An 18,799-nucleotide genomic window follows, 5' to 3' on the forward strand; every position below is an offset into this window, starting at 1 on the left:
TTATTATTCTGTGCTGTCTTTTATCAATGGTTGATAGCGTATTCGGCCAAGGGACAATTGCTTTAAAAGGAATAGTCTTGAACCAGCATAATCGTCCACTTCCTGCTGTGGTCATTTCCAGGATCTCTGACCGCCGTACAGTGGGCAGATCGGATGATAATGGTCTATTTCAGGTCAATGTTACTGGGTCTGATTCGTTGCGATTTAGCCATGTTGGCTATAGGCCGGTTACGATAGCTGTCTCTGAAGATGCAAAGGAACAAATGACAGTACATATGCATCAGCTCGAAAATGTGATGGAAGAGGTATTGATCAATACAGGGTACTATTCGATTCCCAAAGAACGCGCCACGGGTGCTTTTTCCCATATTGATAATGAACTGCTCAATAGAACCAATGGGGCCAGCATTCTCGATAGGCTCGAAGGAGTAACCAGCAGTGTTTTATTCGATCGGCGTAATCTTGTTGGAGAGAATGTCAACGGCCGTCCCGAAATCCGGGTGAGGGGACTGAATACCATTGATTCAGATAGCTCACCGCTGATTGTTCTTGATAATTTTCCGTACGATGGAGATATCAGTACCATCAATCCCAATGATATAGAGACTGTGACCGTATTAAAGGATGCGGCTGCTGCGTCAATATGGGGTGCGAAGGCTGGTAATGGTGTAATTGTGATCAATACCAAACAGGGGAATTATAACAAACCGACAGCGATCAGTTTTACAACAAATCATAGTTTTGGGAAAAAGCCCGATCTATTTTATAACCAAAAATACCTGCCTTCTACTGCAGTTATGTCCATCCAAAAGGAACTGTTTGAAAGGGGTACTTATCTGGAGCAAAATCAGACACGCATCCCTGCTTATGTGGAACTGTTGATTGCACAAAGGGATGGAAAAATAAGCGAACAACATTTTGCGGATCAGGAAGCTTTATTTGTGCGCACCGACTTGCGTGAGCAATGGTCAAAATACCTATATCGGACACTGTATATGGGACAGTATAGTCTTGGGATCAATGGCGGAACGGGTAAGCACCGCTATTCATTCAATACCGGATATGACAGAAATGATGCAACTATCGTTGGTAATGAAAACCGTAGGATCAACCTTGGCTTTCAGAATGCTTTTAAAATTGGCAATAATCTTGAACTGAATGGTGGCATCTGGTATACGTCGCAATATAGCACGACCAACGGGCTGGGCTACAGTAGCGCTCTGAATACGGATATATATCTGCCACTGGTTGATGAAAACGGAGATCCAAGCTATCAGACCAGAACTTATCGGCTCAGGTATCTGAGGGATATTGCGACGAATGGAGGGTTCGATTGGCTGTACCGGCCTATTGATGAAGTAAGATTAACGGATAATGAAAACCGTGAAATGGAATGGCGAATCAATACAGGACTCAATTATCAGCTTCCGCTGGGTATACAGATACAGGCATTTTATCAGTATACACAGGGGACAGGAAAGGAGCAGACTTATCATGATAAGGATTCGTACTTCACACGCAATCTAGTAAATAGGTTTACACAAAGTAATGGCAGCAGGATAATACCTTATGGGGGAATTATGGAATATGAGCAGCCACGGGAGCATCAGACGCATTCGGGAAGATTACAGGTTAATTATAACAGATCGCTCGGCAGCCTGCATGAACTGTCCGCTCTTGCAGGAACGGAAATTAGGCAGACGGTTTTTCAGACAATTCCGGGGATGACCTTGTATAACTTTAATCCGGAGACCTGGAGTGCAGACTTTATGGTGGACTACAAAACGTTATATCCTACTCGGCCAACGGGAAGTAGTCGTATTCCCTCCAGAGCTTTGTCACCAAGTAAAAATAACGGACGAAATCTTTCCTACTATGGAAATGCGAGTTATGGTTTTGATAACCGATATGTATGGAGCGGCAGTATACGTTGGGATGGCAGTAATCTCCTCGGAGTCAAGTCCAATCAACGGGGCACTGTGCTGTGGTCTACAGGGATAAGCTGGAACATGGGAAACGAATTATTTTTTAAAAACGAAACCGTAAACCAGCTTCGGTTGCGAGCGACCTATGGCTCTGCGGGTAACATTGACAAGTCGCAAAGCCATTATCCTACTATCTCCTATACTGTGGATGAGATCACGGGACTTCCGGCTGCCAATCTTAATCACCCCGGAAATCCCGCGCTCAAATGGGAGCAGGTCAACACACTCAACGTTGGTATTGATGCCGGATTTTTTGAAAACAGGATCACATTAGCGCTGGATTTGTATCATAAAAAAGCAAAAGATCTTCTGGGTAACAGGATCCTCGATCCATCCACAGGTGTGACAGCTATTTTTAAGATGAACTATGCAGGAATGGAAACACAGGGGCTCGATGTACAGCTCTCCAGCAAAAATATCAAAGGTACATTTGCCTGGAACACAGATTTACTGCTGAACTATACCCTGAATAAGATTACCAATTTTAAAAATATCCCGATTACCAACATTACAGAGTACATCAACAATCCACCACCAATGGAAGGTAAGTCTTTCGATAATATCTATGCTTACCCCTGGAACGGGCTGAGCAGCACGACAGGATATCCTATTGTTTACATCAACGGGAAAGAGACAACGGATTATATTACTTACGTAAATCAATTGACTTTTGATGACCTTGTAGAAGTGGGAACAACGGTTCCAAAACTATTTGGTTCGCTAAGAAATACATGGTCATGGAAGGGCTGGCAGTTGAGTACGTTACTGTCTTTCAAATCGGGATTTGTATTCAGGAGAGCATCCATGGGCTCAGGGCAGGAGTATGCCTCTACACCGTATTATCATATGGATTATTATAAACGGTGGTCTCAGCCGGGGGATGAGCATTTTACAAATGTACCTGCCTGGGCGAAGACCACCTCTCCCAGCACGGGCTGGACGCTCTATCGTGATTCGGAAGCACTGATTACCAATGGTGCATCACTACGAATGCAGGATATACAGGCAAGTTACCTGCTCCCGTTGAGATGGGCGAAAAGCACAGTTCGAAAAGCTGACTTAAAGCTATTTGTGGGTGTTAGAAATGTGGGCATACTCTGGCGTGCAAATAAGGAGCAGATCGATCCAGACTATGCACAGGCTTCTTATCCGCCACCTAGAGTGGTTAATATAGGGGTAAACGTGAACTTTTAACTTGAAATAAAAATGAAACTTGAACATCTAAAAAGTTTGATTCTCTTTGCTGTGGTACTGATGCAGGGCTGCGGCAAGGAGTTCTTGGAGCTAAAACCTAATCAGCGGCAAAAAGTTCCGACTACGATAGCGGATTACATGGCTATTTTGGATAATGCATCAAGCTTTATCAATCCTGTGAATAACCGTAGTTCGCATACACTGGGGATTATCGGTGCCGATGAATATGACATACCACCTGCGGTGTATGGAACTTTTCCGGCTGGACTGGAATATGATTACCAGAAGAACTCCTATAGATGGAATGCTCGGATATACCAGGGCGGAGAAGGGGGTATTGGCAACCCGACAGATTTTGATATGGGATACCAACGTATTTTGCTGGCAAATCTGGTGCTGGAAGGATTGGAAAAAATAGATCCTGCTCCAAATGACGCTCCGCTCTGGAATCAGACAAAAGGGACTGCTTTTTTCCATCGGGCCTGGAATTACTACTGTCTTTTACAGTTGTATGCGCCAGTTTACAATTCGCATAGCGCCAAAACAGATCTTGGTATGCCACTTCGCTTGGAAGTCGATCCGACGAAAAAGGTGGAGCGTGCGTCTGTCCATGATTGTTATCAACTGATTATTGATGATCTGACAAGTGCGCTGGTCTTATTACCGGACAATCCTCTAGTTAAATTTCGACCCGGCAGGCAAGCTGTTTTGGCCCTGTTGGCACGTGTGTATTTGCAGATGGAAGATTATGAAAAAGCGACTGTTTTTGCTAGCGATTGTATTGGTCTTGGTGGTAGCCTTTTGGATTATAATGGTATTAAAATCCATAATTATCCATTTCCAATCTATGGAGCAACCAATCCTGAGGTAGTATTTGTGATGACTGCACATAGAGCATTAGCTTATTCTGACGAATATTTAGCTATTCGGTCAGATCTCTTTAATAGTTACCAGCAGACAGATCTCCGAAGAACCTTATTTTTTGAATGGGACATAAATGGCTTTATACGTTATCGGGGTAGTTATTTTGGCGACCAACTGTTATTTACAGGCTTGGCTTTGGACGAAGTATATCTGATCAATGCGGAAAGCAAACTGAGAATTGGAAAACATGATGAAGCTCTTGCTGATCTGAATCAACTTCTAAAAAACAGATATAAAAAGGATGCTTTTGTAAGTCTGACAATTCAAGATGGGGATGAGCTTCTAGATCGAATCCTGCAGGAACGTAAAAAAGAGCTGCTGCTACGTGGAGTTCGTTGGGAAGATTTGCGGCGCTTGAATAAGAATCCAAAAACAGCTACGGTACTTAAACGTGATATAGCAGGCGAGATTGTGCGGCTATTGCCCAATAGTCCACGCTATATATGGCCTTTTCCAGAAGAAGCAATCAGTGTGGGAGGCTATTCTCAAAATCCACGTTAAAATAAAGGGGACTATCGCATTGCGTACAGTCCCCTTTATTAAAATATGATACCTGATATTTTACAACTTTTATGGTTTGTGTGATTTGGCACCTGTGGTAGCTCCTGCTGCGATAAATTCCTGAATTGTAGGAATATCGGTACCAGCATCGACACGGGCAAGCAAATCTTGAATTTCAGTATCATTCTCGTCATAATTTAACTGCCTTGCACATAATTCACCCGACGTTTGTGTACAAGGTGCAGACGGACTTGACGATAATTGTGCAGTGACATTTTGTTCACTATCACTAGGGTTGCTCGGATTAGATGCCCCAGAGGCATCAACCGAAAACCACATAGTGGCGTTGAATTTTTTTACTACAACAGTTTTAACTCCTTCCTTCTTATCCATTGCATTAACAAAGAAAAATGTACCGATTAACATAAGGAAAGATAATACAATACCGGTACGTAACCGGTTTATTTTTAAAGTGCTCATGAGCAGTTCTTTTAAGTTTATATAATGTTCGTTATTTGTTGCATGTCGGTTTTGCCTCACAGCTTTGCGATCGAGGGTTCCCTATTGGTCATGCATTTCTCCCCGTAATGCGATTGACCATTGACTGAAATCTTCGGCTGTTCAAGCCGGAATAGTGCGAATTTACGGGGATACCAGATTCTGTCAGTGACTCTCTTTAGGGCCAAGGATAGACAGATAGGGGCGTAGCTTAGTTCTTTAAATAAAAGAATATGACGAGACCTGAACCGAAAGACAAACCCTCCAAATAGCCTGGTCCATAAGGATAGGAATACTGACCATATGAAGTGGTCAAGTATTTTGATTGTTTCTTTTACTATTCGCAGACTTTTCATCTTAGTTCATTTTACCTATCCATAACCTGTTGTGCAGCGGCACACCCCTGGTGCGGCCTGCCCTCTGTTTTCTTTTGCACTTTATCGCTGTACCCGCGTCCCTTTTAATTGCTCTAGATATCTCTCCAGCTCCTCTTCGAACGTACCGAAGATATCTAGAGCGCTCCGACGGGAAAGACGGAGTGCATGCAGCCTCGGTACGCCCGACATTTCTTTAATTCCATTATCTTTTCCATTGAAACCATGACTGATCATGGTTTTGATTATTTCGTTGTTTGAAAGCAAAAGAACTATAAGATTCATCTTTTTCCATATTTATTGGTATTTATTCATTTTGACGATAGAAAAAAATGAGAAATTTTGAAAAATATCGAAAATATTTGCTTTATTAACTTATTTTCAATAAAATAGAGGTTAATATAAGTGTTGATTAATTAGCCAGTAAGCCAAAACAGACTCTATTATGGAAGTAATAAAGGATAATGAAAACACGGATCAAGAATGGGATCTATCAAGGAATCATTGGAAATCGAGAATAATATGGGTTCTGATTTTTTCTTTTTTTAATGCTTTTTTGGGATATCGAATAGGTAAGGGATGGAATGTTTTAAAATATTGCCTTGCTAGTTCTAATTTCTATATCGATTATTTTTGGAGTTTCATATTTCTGTCCTTGATGGTTTATTGGACTGTACAGGTAACAGCATATCTTGATACTAAGCATCCTTGGAAAGATGAATTTCTGCTGCGGTTGCTGGTTCAATTATTATTTGGATTCTTACCTTCAATTCTTTTTTTGGAAGTAGTGGATCATCTTTATTTACAGGTAACGGAAAGGAGTTTGTTTCGGATTACACAAAATATAATCCAATTTCCTTTCTTTCTGGGGCTATCTTTAATTTATACGTTGTTCTATAGTCTAATTTCGCTATACAACGAATTTACGAACAGCATCAATGGGGTGGCCGAAGATCTTAACTTATCACTGGATGAGAAAAGATTAGCACACACAGGAAATGATATTAAAAATACTTTTGAAAATAATCCTGTTGTAACTATTAGAGAGGGAAAGGACATAAGAATGAATGATCTGGACATTGTTTGGGTAAGCAATAGTAGCGGAATGAATCTCATCTACGAACGAAATTATGATAATCCACCAATTCAGGATGGTCATCCTTTAAAGTACTGGGTTGAAAGACTTGAGCCGAGAGATTATTATCAGGTGTCTCGATGGGATCTGGTGCATCGCGATATTATAAAAGGATATGTTGTCAAACCCGATAAGAATTTTAAAATTGATCTGGATTACCCTGGAGAGCATCAACTTGTGCTGAACAAGGATAAAATAGATGATTTCTCGAAATGGTTTTTAAAAGAGTTTTAAGTAAATAAGTGTAGCAGAAACTGCGTCATCTTATTCTCTGTGCTTGGTCATATAACATAAAAGTGAAAATTTTGCTTTACTATACAATGATGGATGATAAAAAACGGATGCTGATTCAAACCAGCATCCGTATGTGAAGAGTTTACATCAAGATTTTATTTTTTTATTAATCTAAAATAAATTACCCTCATTTGTTTTAATAATTTTAGACTTAAATTAAATATTATAAACCGTAAAACTCAATACGTTCAAAGACATAGTTATTAAAATTCCCTAATTTATCAGTATAATAGTGATCAATATTTTTTTGACTATAGTAACGATATATTGGTTTTAATCCAACTCCTTCTTTTGGGTAAACGTAATAAACGATTCCTTCTGCTTTATAATTACGTTCATTAAGTTGGAGTCCTTGAACTGTAAAAAAAATATTGTCAGACTTATCGTTGCTAAATCTATAAAGTGGTACGGTTCCTGGTTTTTGAGTCGGTAAAGCATAGAATAGAATTCCTTCGTTTACAAAAATTCCTGTCTCATTTTGTGGGTATGCTGATATTAAATGATTTAAAGACTTATGAGAGCCTGTGAAGGTTATCAGTTTTTTAATCTTAATCTGTTTTCCAATAATAATCCTTTATCTTTCAATATTAGGGAACTATTTTTTTCGCTAATAAATGGTTCTTTAAGTAATTTATTGCCTGCTTTCATTATTTTTGCACTTGTAGCTAGATCTGAAATAATACTTTTCAAACAAGGTTCTTGTGGATCACCTAAGTTTGGTTTTGAAGGTAATGTAACTGTAATATGTGGTTCCATTCCATTAAAATAATCAAACCATCCGGTTGCATTTTTGATTAAGAAACTACTCATATATATGGAATATTTATCAATATTGATAGCAAAGAATCCAACAGGTTTTCCATAGGTTTTTTGACCAACTAATTTCACGTTGAAGTATGGTTTGAATGCACTTATTAGTAGTTCGCTAGCCGATGCCGTTGTCCCAGAAGTTATAAAATAAATATTTTTGACACTTTCTAAAGTTCCTTGCTTTTTAAAAAAATAAGTATTCCCTTTCTCACTATAATCAACATCAGCCATTGTTGCCTGCCGACCATCTATATTGACATAGTTTCCATTATTGTCAAGATAAGGTTGATTCTTCAAAATTTTAGCATTTCCAGATTGTAATGTCTGATTAAAGTTTTCGGAATAAATCACCTTACCATTTAAGTAACTAGGAGCCATTAAATTTGCTAAATATTCTGCCGTTTCTATATATCCACCAGAGTTGTATCGTAAATCAATTACTAATGTGCTTGGATTTTGAGCACTTATTTCAGAAAATGTTTCATCAAGATCCGCCTTAATACTATTCAGTTGAGGAAATGAGTGGATAGCTAAATAAGATAGCTTGTGGATGTGACTTACATGAATTTTATTGATCTTTTTAGTATTAGAAGTAGCTTTTAAACTTTCTTTACTAGTTTCTTCAAGATAACTGTACTTAGGAGAACCATAATTGGTGAATTCATAAGGTAGTTTTGTACTTTCATTAATTTTGAATTGTGCAATATCAAATAATTCCTTTTTTAAAGCATTGTTTTCTGGTGTAATATTATTGTATTTATTTCTAGGATCAAATGAACTATAGTTTGGTAATGCGTCATTCCATAAATAAACTTCTTTGGCATAGAGGTATAATGAATCGATTGTTAATTCTGTACGTGTACCAGTTTTGGGTGAAACAGGTTCATCTTCCAATTTATTCTTTTTGCACGAAAATAATATAGACAATAGTACTGTGGCATATAAGAGCTTAAATTTTGGAACACTAAAATTTAACATTATTAAATTATTCATGGTGTAAAAGTATTTGTTTCAAACGATATTATTAACTTATGATATTAAAATATTTAATAATTTTAAATACATGCAATTTGATATAATGAAAATATTGTAAGAAAGTGAATCAATAAATTTTAAGTGGTTAGTAGAATAGAAATAATGTATCTATTTTGGGAGATACTATCTTTGACCAAATAATAAAGCTCTTCTGATAAGATTTTTAGAGTGTAATTTATATTATATGTCAGCTTTATGAATATAATGAGTATTACAAATTGAATTGATATAATGTAAAAAACGGATGCTGGTTTGAACCAACATCCGTTTCTTATAAATATTTTGGTCAGAATTAGTGACCTTGAGTACCATCTACACCGTGAGAGTGACCATGAGATAACTCTTCTTCAGTTGCAGGACGTACATTTAAAATTTCGATTTCGAAATGTAATGATTTTCCAGCCATTGGGTGGTTTAAGTCAGCAACTACAACTTCTGGAGTTACTTCTACAACTACTGCACGGAATTGGTTACCTTGGTTATCTTGTAAAGGGATAACCTCACCTACTGGAGGTAGACCAGTTTCTTTGAACATATCTGCTGGTAATTGGGCAACAGCACGCTCGTCTTTTTCGCCATAAGCATCTTCTGCAGATAATTCAAATGCAGTAGTGTCACCAACATTTAAGCCAGCGATGTTTTCTTCAAATTTAGGAAGCATCATGCCTACACCATATAAGAAGTCTAAAGGATTTTCTGTTGTTGTTTCTTCTACGAATACTTTTTCGCCGTTTTCGATTGTGTGAAGTTTGTAAGTTAACGCTACTACGTCATTAGTTACTATTGCCATTTGTTTTGATTTTTGGGATATCCCCCGTTATTATTCTATTATTTTTATAAGTTCTGCAATTGTATTCTGTGGCAGACTGCATGTTTTATTTCGACAAAGGTATGCTTTTGAATTTAAACCCTGTCTATTTAATAACAATGGCAGACTGCTTTTTGTTCCACCCAATACAATTTTATTCGGAATGTAATAATGATCTAGCTCCTTACGAAATGCATGTGCATCTTCTCCAGTTAGCGCAATCTCATTGCAACCATACAATTCTTCTAACAATAATATTGCCCAATTTGAATATGCAGAACCATATGTCTTGATTTGTGGGAATACATTGGCAAATAACTGATCTGAAATTGCTGTATACTCCTCATTGTCAGTTAGTAGTCCTATTTTTTTTAATTGATGACAAATTGCTGATGTAGATGACGGAATGACATTATCCATGACTTCACTTTTTCTGGCAATTAATTTTTCTGCGCTCGATGCACTGTAGTAAAACGTTTTTTCGTTGCTATCATAAAATAATTCGATTGTTTTATCGAGTAAAGAGGTTGCTATTTGTAACCATTTTTCTTCAAAAGTAGCTTCGTAAAGTGCTGTAAATGCAGTGATCGTAAAAGCGTAATCATCTAAAAAACCGGGGATACTGCGATTTGAATCTTGTGGCTGATGTAACATACTGAAATCGTCGGCAATCAATTCACTCTTCAGAAATTCAGCATTCAGTAAAGCCAGCTCTAAGTATTCCTTTTTATCAAAGATGCGGTATGCATCAATCAGCCCCTTTAATAGTAACGCGTTCCATGTTGCTAATTGTTTGTGGTCAAGTCCAGGATGAATACGATTTTTTCTGTAGTCAAATAGTTTCTTCTTTATTGACTGTAGATAAATTTCCCATTCTTCTGTGTTGTAGCCAGCTTCCTTAGCCATTTCATCAGCATCAATGTCACAAATCAATATATTAGTTTTTTCTTCTTCCCAGTTACCTTCAACAGTAATGTTGTAATAAGCTATAAATAAATCAGCATCTTCACCTAACACCGTTTTAATTTCGGCGATGTCAAATGTGTAGAATTTTCCTTCGACGCCTTCACTATCGGCATCTAAAGCTGCATAAAAGCCATTGTTCGGAGCTAATATTTCGCGTTGCGCCCAAGCAATTGTCTCTTCAACGACACGTTTATATAAAGGATGGGGTTGCTGTTGATAAGCTTCTGCATACAGGGAAATGAGTTGGCCATTGTCGTACAGCATTTTTTCAAAATGTGGGACATGCCATTCACTATCGACTGAATAGCGCGCAAAGCCACCTCCGATGTGGTCGTAGATACCTCCAGAAGCAATTTTTTGGAGCGTAAAATGAACATGGTTTAGTGTTTCAGTATCCTGCGCTAAAACAGCGTAACGCAATAAGAATAACCAGTTGTTAGGAAGCGGAAATTTTGGACTGCGATGATAACCACCGTCTCTTGGATCAAATAATTCTTTCCAAGGTTTTATAATATCGTTTAAATCGTCAAACTTATATTGCTCCGGTATTGCATTAATAGGTAATCGCTCACTCTGTTGAATGCCTTTTGTCAATTTGTCAGCATATTCCATTGCTACAGCAGGTTGTTCTTCCCACATGCGGGCAATCTGAATTAAAACGTTCTGCCAATCATGAGCTTTGAAGTAAGTACCACCGTAGATGGGTCTACCGTTAGGTAAACAGATGCAGTTTAATGGCCATCCACCAGCATTTGTCATCAGCTGTACTGCAGTCATATAGACCTGATCAATATCTGGACGCTCTTCTCTATCTATTTTGATCGGAACATAAAACTTGTTCATGGTCTGTGCGATCACATCATTTTCAAAGCTTTCGCGTTCCATCACATGACACCAGTGACAGGCAGAGTAGCCGATACTGATGATGATCAATTTATTTTCTTCCTGTGCTTTCTTTAATGCTTCTTCCCCCCATGGCATCCAGTGAACCGGATTGTGCGCATGTTGTTTCAGATAAGGAGAATTTTCAAATTGCAATTGATTTGCCATAACCCGAAGGTACAAAAATGAATTATACTATGGTATTTAAAAGCGTAGCAGTATTGGATGTTAGGGTATTAAAATCAAAACCTTCATCAAGAATGAGATGTACAACTTGCGATGTTGATAAAGGGACAGATTCATTACTCACATATTCAATAAAATCTGATAAACCAGGGTTATGGCCAAATATAAATAGTGTATGAATATGTGGTGGAACTTGGTTGATTAGTTTTAGAATATCCAAATAAGTAGCCTCATACAGCTGATCTTCTTTAATTAAAGCAATCTGAGGATATTTAATTGCTTTAATGAATATCTCTGCTGTTTCAGATGCTCTAATTGCAGAAGAGGAAATACAGAGCGTAGTAGAATCCGCTTGCATCTGTAGAGCAAGCTGATGGGAAACACGTTGTGCTCTTTCTATGCCTTTGTCTAATAATATACGGTCAAAATCTTTCTTAGAAAATGACTGTTCAGCCTTGGCATGACGGACGATATAGAGATTTTTAGACATATTCTGAAGTTATCCATATAAATATAAATAAAATCGATTTATTTATTTCAAAGATTAGGAAAGTTTAACATTAAATTAATGAAAACCCATGATTATCAGAAATAGCTTTAGGCTTTTAAAATATGATGATGTGTAAATTTTTTAGTTCTGTCCATATGAATAAATAATGTACAATTTTACCGGTAAATCGTTCGAGATGTTGTAAAATTTAATTTTAATAATATACTTTTGGACATTGAAAAAAATTGCGATAAGTAGGCTGTACTAAGTTGCTTATTATTGAATTTTTAATTAATCTTTTTGGTTTCAATTTTATGTTTAAAAGTATATTAACAGCTTTATGTCTGTTAAATTTATTGTTATCATGTAGCCGTTCTGATGAAAGTATATATGCAGAAGATGTTGATAGTATTGATTTAAAGGCTAAACCTTTAGATTCAGTCACATTTGATGATAAGAAAGGACTTATTAATATCCATACTACGGCAAATGCTAATTTTTTAGGTTTTAATGATACAAGATTTTTGCTAAATATTGCAAATGATAATCATAGTTATTGTCATCCCGATGTGCTGTATTTTCCTACCGGTTTGAATGGTTTTAAATATTGGATGGTATTTACTCCTTACTTTGGTGCGGTAGGAACAAATCAAAATTCTAAGCGTTTTGAAAACCCAAGTATTGTTGTATCTAACGACGGGATCAATTGGACAAATCCTCCCAATTTAATAAACCCTATTACTGCTGCTCCAAATCCGAATGAAAGCATCAAGGAAAATAATCAAGATCCAAAACAAGGATTTTGGTCAGATGTTGATTGGCTCTATGTAAATAATAAATTTTATTTATACTACCGAGCAAGTTTTATTTCTGCATCAGCACTAAGAAAGAAAGTCGAGAAAAATAATGAAAATTTTAAGAAGTTAGAAGCTAATGCCCAAAGAACAATAGTCCGACAAACTTCCGGAGATGGGGTGAACTGGTCTCCAATGAGCATAGCTTTTACAAGTAACCCTCCGTTTTCTCCCCGCAATAACCATGTTTTATCTCCATCTTTTATTTATGATGGAAGTAAATTTATGAGTTATGAAATTGAGTTAAATATGGGTAAAAGAAGTTTTAGAGGAAATAATCCTTCTTATGTAATCCGTAGAACCTCTAGTGACGGACTAAATTTTGATCAGTTTAAACAAAGTAAAATAGTAAATTTTCTAAATAAGCCTTGGTTAAAACTAAATGCTGCATATTCACCATGGCATATTCAGGCAACTTATGTTGATGGATATTATTTTCTATGTATAGCTATTGGAGATGTTAAAAAATACACATCCGAAGCACTCTATGTAGCCTATTCTAAAGATGGTATTAACTACCAGGTTTTTCCAAAAGCTATCCTTGAACAGAATGCCTACCGATCGGCAATTTTTCCAATGAAGACAGATGAGAAAATTATTCAGATGGGGGCCATGATCGCTACAAAATCAGGAGAATTTAGATATAGGGAATTTACACTTAGTAAAGAAAAGATTGATAACTGTTGGAAATAATTTTATCATTTGCCTATTTCTATTCGTTACCTTTACAAGCTATTTGCTAGTAAAGTAATAAAATGTTTTTATGCAGTCAGATAAATTATTGATATCCGTAATAATACCAATTTATAATCAAGAATTATTTCTTGAAGAATCAATTCAAAGTGTTTTAAAACAAAGTTATCCCTTTGTAGAATTAATATTGGTCAATGATGGTAGTACAGATAGGTCGTTAGATATCTGCATAAAGTATAGTAGTCAATATGGTAATGTACGCTATATAGAGCAGGTAAACTCAGGTGTATCTGTAGCACGGAATAGAGGACTACAAGAATCTACCGGAGCTTATGTGTTTTTTTTAGACGGAGATGATACCATTGCTACAGAATTTTTAGAAGAAGCACTTGCAATAGCACTAAATAATGAAAGTGATTTTGTAGCGATAGGAGAAGATTACTGTTTTCGCTCGCGCCATATGATGGCTCTACCTACCTGTGCTATGTTTTTAAAAACAGATTTTCTAAAAAAACATCCTGATATTAACTTTCCTATTGGCATTCAACCCTGTGAAGATGGATTGCTTTCGCATCAATTATTAGCATTAACAGACAAAGTTAGTCTGTATCCAGAAGGAAAATATCATTACAGACAGCATGATTTTCAAAATCACATTATCATCAATCAAAATACATCAAAGGTATTAGCTCAGATTCCCCAATGGTTGAGTCTATTAAAAGAATTTTATACAAGGAACAATTTCTATAAGTCACACGCGCTACATTTAGCATTATTTATTGAACATGAACCTTTTGAACTGCGTTATATAAGAATGCCGTTTGATGATGAGCAAAGAATGCAATTATTCGATTTAATAAAAGTTTTTATGCATGAACAGGTTCTCCCAAACCTAAATAGTGACGAGAAGGCAGAACTAAGTGTACCGTTTCTTTACTTCTTAGAATCTAAAGACTTAAAAAGCTTTGATACTTTTTATATTGACTATAAACGGAAGAAAACAAAAAAGTTTAAAACGCAGCTTTTTTTATTAAAATTTATACCATTATCTAAATTTAGAAGAAGTTTACGAAAGAAATTCAGTAGAAAGTTTCATCAGTTATGAAGATATTATTCGTTCAGCATTTATATTTTATTAACGGAACAGGTGGTACAGAAAAAATCTGTTCATTTCTTGCAAATAGTTTTGTTAAGAACGGTCATCAGGTTGAAATTGCTACGAATGAGCATGTTTCCGGAAAGGCCGTTTTTAAATTAGAAGACCAAGTTACTGTAACAAATATTTATGATGCATCTGTTCATCAAAAAGAGCTGATTCCGATTGTCAACTATATAGGAAGGAATCCATTTCTTTGGTTCGTCCATAAAATAAGGAAGAAGTTTGCCAAAGCATATAATACGCTTTTAAAAAAGAGCATGAATGGTGAAGAGAATTTATTTATCTATAATCTAGCAAATCGGGCAAAAGCATGGAAGAATTATATTGATCAGGTACAACCTGATCTTATTATTACAATGTCAATAGGTTCATTGCTTGAGATCACTTATCGAAATAATTTAAATGTTCCAATTATTGATTCTGTAAATGGAAGACCAGATTATGATTTCACAAATATTTTTGGCGGAAGGAAACCATTTGAAGTAAAATTATTAGAAGAATCTTTTCAAAATTTATCAGGAATTCAAATACTTTTTGATAGCTATCGTAACTATTTACCGTCAAGCTTTAAGGGAGATGTGGTCGTAATTCCTAATCCAGTTTCAAAAAATCTATATCAAGTAGACCATTTTAAAAGTAAAGAACGTTATAAAATCATTCATATAGCAAGATTGGATACAGGTTGCAAGCAACAACATCTGGCAATAGATTGCTTCTCAAAACTATCAAATAAATATATGAATTGGGATTTTGAGTTATGGGGTGTTGGTCCAGATTGGAATAGACTGGAGAAGCAGATTTCAGACCTTAAGATGAAGAATAGAATTTTTTTGAAAGGTTTTACTGAAAGTCCTATTGTAAAAATGAGTGAAGCTGATGTATTTATATTTCCAAGTAAATATGAAGGTTTTCCTTTATCATTGACCGAAGCTATGTCAGTAGGTCTTCCATGTCTAGGTTTTAAAAGTTGCTCTGGAGCAAATGAGTTGATAAAACATCAAGAAACAGGATTTCTTGCAGAAGACATGGACGAAATGACATCTCTATTAGGTAAACTTATGGGAGATGCCCACCTACGTGATCATTTAGGTACAAATGCAAAAAAAGCTGTAGAAGTTTTTAGTGAAAGTAAAGTATTACATGATTGGAATGAATTTGTAACGAAAATAGAAAGCTTATTCAAGCAGAATTGAGGGTTGTTTTATGTCAAAAAAGAAAGTTTTATATTATATGCCGGATAATCCCTTAAAAGGAAGAGGCGGGAATTTAACCAGGTGCAATCAAATGTTATCCTATTTCCAAAAGAATAGTGATTTATTAGATGTGCACTTTATATCTTCTATTGATTGGGATAACGAAAGTAAAGAAGAATTTCATTTAAGATATCCTGACATACAATTGAAAATATTTCTTTTTAATCTGCCCAAATCAAATATTTTAAAATATTTAATAAAGGACAAAATTCCGAAGCAAATTTCCAGAGCTATAAGAAGAAACCCCCTGGATTCTAGCACTCCTTATTTTAGAAATAAATTTAAGAAAGACATTCAGGAGAATAACTATGATATTGTAGTGATAAGCTATTCTACTTGGGGAAATGTGATTGAAAATATTCATGGTCCTTATTTTATTATAGATACACATGATTTTATGGCACTGCAATATAAAATTAGATACGAAGGTCATAAAAAAATAAATATTGGGAAACTTTTTGGAAATGAAATGAGTATACTCAAAAAGTTCAATGAAATATGGACATATTCCATTGAAGAGCAGTATATTTTTGAACAATTTACAAATAGAAAAATTACACTGATGCCAGTTTCTTTTCCAACAGTTCATCTGAATGAAAAGAGAACGATCAAGTATGATGTTCTGTATGTTGCAAGTGCTAATCCTCATAATGTAAATAGTTTCAAGTGGTTTTTAGATAAAGTTTTCCCCCTATTAGAAAATGTAAATATTTATATCGTTGGAAAGATTTGCAATTTTATTGAAGACAGTCCTAATATCATTAAATTGGGCATTGTGGATGATCTGGATGCGATATATCAAAATACACGAATTTGTATCTGTCCTATGATTACGGGTACAGGAGTTAAAATAAAAGTACTAGAATCCTTGTCTTATGGGTTGCCTATAGTAACAACGCGGCGTGGAGTAGATGGCTTGATTAATAAATCTCAAAATGGCTGTATGGTTAGTGATGATCCACTAAGCTTTGCAAATAATATCAAACAATTATTAAACGACCAACAGCTTTATTCAAAAACGTGTGCAGAAGCATTGTCTTATTTTTCTCAAAATTATCATGAAGATAAAGAGGATAAGATACTTAATGATCTGTTTATTCCGAGTTAGTAATTTTTATTTCTTTATGTTAAGGAAAAAATAGTAGAAAAGTTTTGTGATAGCACGATTGAAGTAGAAGGGTAAGCCTTTGATTATTAGTTGTTAAAAATTCTATGTAAAATAAAAGTTACTTTTATTTTACATAGAATTGACAGAATTGCTATCTTAGCTGAGAATTCTTTTGCCATAGAAGTAATGATGCGTTTTTAATAATTGATTAATATCATGAGTTTAATCTTAAGGGTGAGGCTCTATTCTAAATATAAAATAAGTATTATAAAGAGTGTTGTTAAATATGGTTTTATCACTTCATGAAAAAGATATGTAAATCTTTTAAGATATGTGTTACGTTTCGGTAGCAATTACCGTTATTATGTAGTATAGTGTAATCATTTTGAGATAGAAAAAAATAAATATTCTTTTGCTCAGGGCTAGTTTTAAGTATCATAGGCTAAATGTGATAATATTTATGATTACTTATTCGTTTGTTTGCTAGAGAAAATACTATTAATTGAAAATCTGACATTTAGTCAATGAGTCATAGAATTATATTTGATACTGAAAGAATGAAACACAAGCATACAGGCTTGTATTTCTTTTGTAAACATTTGGGATCCGCATTATTGGAAAATCGTTCAACCGATGCTGATTTGTTATTTTACTCTCCAGACCCGCTTTCTCAAGAATTTGGTAGTGAGGTTACATATGTTCAGCAAAAATCCCTTCATAAATTTTGGATGCCAAATTTTGAGGATATTTCTTTGTGGCATTCTACCTATCAATTAAGCTCTTATTTTCCAAGGAAAGGTAAAAAGACTAAGATCATCTCGACCATTCATGACCTTAATTTTCTTAAAGAAGGTAAAACTCCTGATAAAGAGAAGTTCTATTTAAAAAAACTGCAGGCTAATTTGGATAAAGCAGATTGCATTGTTGCTATTTCTAATTATGTTAAAAATGATTTAGAAGAATATTGTGATTTAAAAGGCAAGTCTGTACAGGTGGTATATAATGGAAATAATATTGATCATAAAATTGTTAGTAATTTTCAAGTAGAAAATCCTTTGAACAAAGGTGAAAGACAGTTTTTATTTACTATTGGTACTGTTAATAAAAAGAAAAATTTTCATGTTTTGCCATATTTGTTAGTTGGAAATGATCTACAGTTGGTGATCAGTGGTGTATTAGATGAAGTTGGATATGATCAGTATATATTAAGTATAGCCAAAGAATTAGGCGTATTGGACCGCGTTGTGATCACAGGACCTATTACAGAAGAAGTAAAATATCAATATCTAAGTAACTGTGCCATGTTTGTCTTCCCTTCAATTGCTGAAGGATTTGGTCTGCCTGTTATAGAAGCCATGTCATTTGGTAAAAAAGTCCTGTTGTCTAAATATACCTGCTTGCCTGAAATAGGAGGTTCAGAAGCTTTTTTCTTAGATTCAACGGAGAAGGATTATATGATGAATTTTGGAAAATCTCATATCATGAATTTGATTAACTCTCAAGATAGAAGTACTGAAATAAAAAATTGGTCCAGGAAATTTTCATGGGATATGGCAGCAAAAAGATATTGGAACCTTTATGAACAAGTTTTAAATAAGTAAACCAAGTTTCTTCCTGTGTTTTTTTGAAATATTTAGATCTTTAAGTAAA

General features: G+C 35.4%; 13 protein-coding genes. 8 read left to right on the forward strand and 5 right to left on the reverse strand.

What is annotated here, in order from left to right; all coding sequences use genetic code 11:
* Nucleotides 1-26: 26 nt before the first annotated feature.
* Nucleotides 27-3,179, forward strand: a complete 3,153-nt coding sequence (locus tag JAZ75_RS10270) for a SusC/RagA family TonB-linked outer membrane protein (RefSeq protein ID WP_208701645.1) — start codon at nucleotides 27-29, stop codon at nucleotides 3,177-3,179.
* Nucleotides 3,180-3,191: 12 nt separating this feature from the next.
* Entirely contained in the window at nucleotides 3,192-4,604 is a 1,413-nt protein-coding gene (locus JAZ75_RS10275; RefSeq protein ID WP_208701647.1) for a RagB/SusD family nutrient uptake outer membrane protein, read from the forward strand.
* Between the two features lie 69 nt (nucleotides 4,605-4,673).
* Here JAZ75_RS10275 and JAZ75_RS10280 read toward each other — a convergent pair whose 3' ends face one another.
* On the reverse strand, nucleotides 4,674-5,144 hold the full coding sequence (locus tag JAZ75_RS10280) for a hypothetical protein (protein WP_208701649.1): 471 nt from the start codon (nucleotides 5,142-5,144) through the stop codon (nucleotides 4,674-4,676).
* Nucleotides 5,145-5,921: 777 nt separating this feature from the next.
* On the opposite strand from JAZ75_RS10280, the gene JAZ75_RS10285 reads away from it, so the two are divergent.
* On the forward strand, nucleotides 5,922-6,845 hold the full coding sequence (locus JAZ75_RS10285) for a hypothetical protein (protein ID WP_208701651.1): 924 nt from the start codon (nucleotides 5,922-5,924) through the stop codon (nucleotides 6,843-6,845).
* Nucleotides 6,846-7,439: 594 nt separating this feature from the next.
* Here JAZ75_RS10285 and JAZ75_RS10290 read toward each other — a convergent pair.
* The 4 genes from JAZ75_RS10290 to JAZ75_RS10305 all read right to left on the reverse strand — a co-directional run bounded on the left by JAZ75_RS10290 (nucleotide 7,440) and on the right by JAZ75_RS10305 (nucleotide 12,082).
* Entirely contained in the window at nucleotides 7,440-8,708 is a 1,269-nt protein-coding gene (locus JAZ75_RS10290; protein ID WP_208701653.1) for a S41 family peptidase, read from the reverse strand.
* 334 nt (nucleotides 8,709-9,042) lie between these two features.
* Nucleotides 9,043-9,540, reverse strand: coding sequence for a peptidylprolyl isomerase (locus JAZ75_RS10295; protein ID WP_021190473.1), 498 nt, complete (start codon nucleotides 9,538-9,540; stop codon nucleotides 9,043-9,045).
* 30 nt (nucleotides 9,541-9,570) lie between these two features.
* Entirely contained in the window at nucleotides 9,571-11,574 is a 2,004-nt protein-coding gene (locus JAZ75_RS10300) for a thioredoxin domain-containing protein (RefSeq protein ID WP_208701656.1), read from the reverse strand.
* A gap of 22 nt (nucleotides 11,575-11,596) precedes the next feature.
* Nucleotides 11,597-12,082 carry a SixA phosphatase family protein gene (locus JAZ75_RS10305; RefSeq protein WP_021192343.1) on the reverse strand — a complete coding sequence of 162 codons (486 nt, stop codon included), beginning with the start codon at nucleotides 12,080-12,082 and terminating at the stop codon, nucleotides 11,597-11,599.
* Nucleotides 12,083-12,396: 314 nt separating this feature from the next.
* Here JAZ75_RS10305 and JAZ75_RS10310 point away from each other — a divergent pair, with 314 nt between their 5' ends.
* From JAZ75_RS10310 to JAZ75_RS10330, 5 genes are all read left to right on the forward strand, one after another.
* Complete coding sequence (locus JAZ75_RS10310) at nucleotides 12,397-13,629, forward strand: hypothetical protein (protein WP_208701658.1); 1,233 nt, start codon at nucleotides 12,397-12,399, stop codon at nucleotides 13,627-13,629.
* A 70-nt stretch (nucleotides 13,630-13,699) separates the two neighbouring features.
* Nucleotides 13,700-14,734 carry a glycosyltransferase gene (locus JAZ75_RS10315; RefSeq protein WP_208701661.1) on the forward strand — a complete coding sequence of 345 codons (1,035 nt, stop codon included), beginning with the start codon at nucleotides 13,700-13,702 and terminating at the stop codon, nucleotides 14,732-14,734.
* A complete protein-coding gene (locus JAZ75_RS10320) occupies nucleotides 14,731-15,981 on the forward strand; it encodes a glycosyltransferase (RefSeq protein ID WP_208701663.1) in 1,251 nt (416 codons plus the stop codon). The genes JAZ75_RS10315 and JAZ75_RS10320 overlap by 4 nt, the downstream gene beginning before the upstream one ends.
* Nucleotides 15,982-15,991: 10 nt before the next feature.
* Complete coding sequence (locus tag JAZ75_RS10325) at nucleotides 15,992-17,149, forward strand: glycosyltransferase (protein ID WP_208701665.1); 1,158 nt, start codon at nucleotides 15,992-15,994, stop codon at nucleotides 17,147-17,149.
* A gap of 524 nt (nucleotides 17,150-17,673) precedes the next feature.
* On the forward strand, nucleotides 17,674-18,750 hold the full coding sequence (locus JAZ75_RS10330) for a glycosyltransferase family 4 protein (RefSeq protein ID WP_208701667.1): 1,077 nt from the start codon (nucleotides 17,674-17,676) through the stop codon (nucleotides 18,748-18,750).
* The last annotated feature ends 49 nt before the right edge of the window (nucleotides 18,751-18,799 follow it).

This window comes from Sphingobacterium sp. UDSM-2020 (genome assembly GCF_016132525.1).
In the GTDB taxonomy this organism is placed as follows: Bacteria; Bacteroidota; Bacteroidia; order Sphingobacteriales; family Sphingobacteriaceae; genus Sphingobacterium; species Sphingobacterium anhuiense.

Coding starts and splice junctions, on each gene's coding strand:
- JAZ75_RS10270 (WP_208701645.1), top strand. CDS start 27: ATGGTTGATAGCGTATTCGGCCAAGGGACAATTGCTTTAAAAGGAATA.
- JAZ75_RS10275 (WP_208701647.1), top strand. CDS start 3,192: ATGAAACTTGAACATCTAAAAAGTTTGATTCTCTTTGCTGTGGTACTG.
- JAZ75_RS10285 (WP_208701651.1), top strand. CDS start 5,922: ATGGAAGTAATAAAGGATAATGAAAACACGGATCAAGAATGGGATCTA.
- JAZ75_RS10290 (WP_208701653.1), bottom strand. CDS start 8,708: ATGAATAATTTAATAATGTTAAATTTTAGTGTTCCAAAATTTAAGCTC.
- JAZ75_RS10295 (WP_021190473.1), bottom strand. CDS start 9,540: ATGGCAATAGTAACTAATGACGTAGTAGCGTTAACTTACAAACTTCAC.
- JAZ75_RS10300 (WP_208701656.1), bottom strand. CDS start 11,574: ATGGCAAATCAATTGCAATTTGAAAATTCTCCTTATCTGAAACAACAT.
- JAZ75_RS10305 (WP_021192343.1), bottom strand. CDS start 12,082: ATGTCTAAAAATCTCTATATCGTCCGTCATGCCAAGGCTGAACAGTCA.
- JAZ75_RS10310 (WP_208701658.1), top strand. CDS start 12,397: ATGTTTAAAAGTATATTAACAGCTTTATGTCTGTTAAATTTATTGTTA.
- JAZ75_RS10315 (WP_208701661.1), top strand. CDS start 13,700: ATGCAGTCAGATAAATTATTGATATCCGTAATAATACCAATTTATAAT.
- JAZ75_RS10320 (WP_208701663.1), top strand. CDS start 14,731: ATGAAGATATTATTCGTTCAGCATTTATATTTTATTAACGGAACAGGT.
- JAZ75_RS10325 (WP_208701665.1), top strand. CDS start 15,992: ATGTCAAAAAAGAAAGTTTTATATTATATGCCGGATAATCCCTTAAAA.
- JAZ75_RS10330 (WP_208701667.1), top strand. CDS start 17,674: ATGAGTCATAGAATTATATTTGATACTGAAAGAATGAAACACAAGCAT.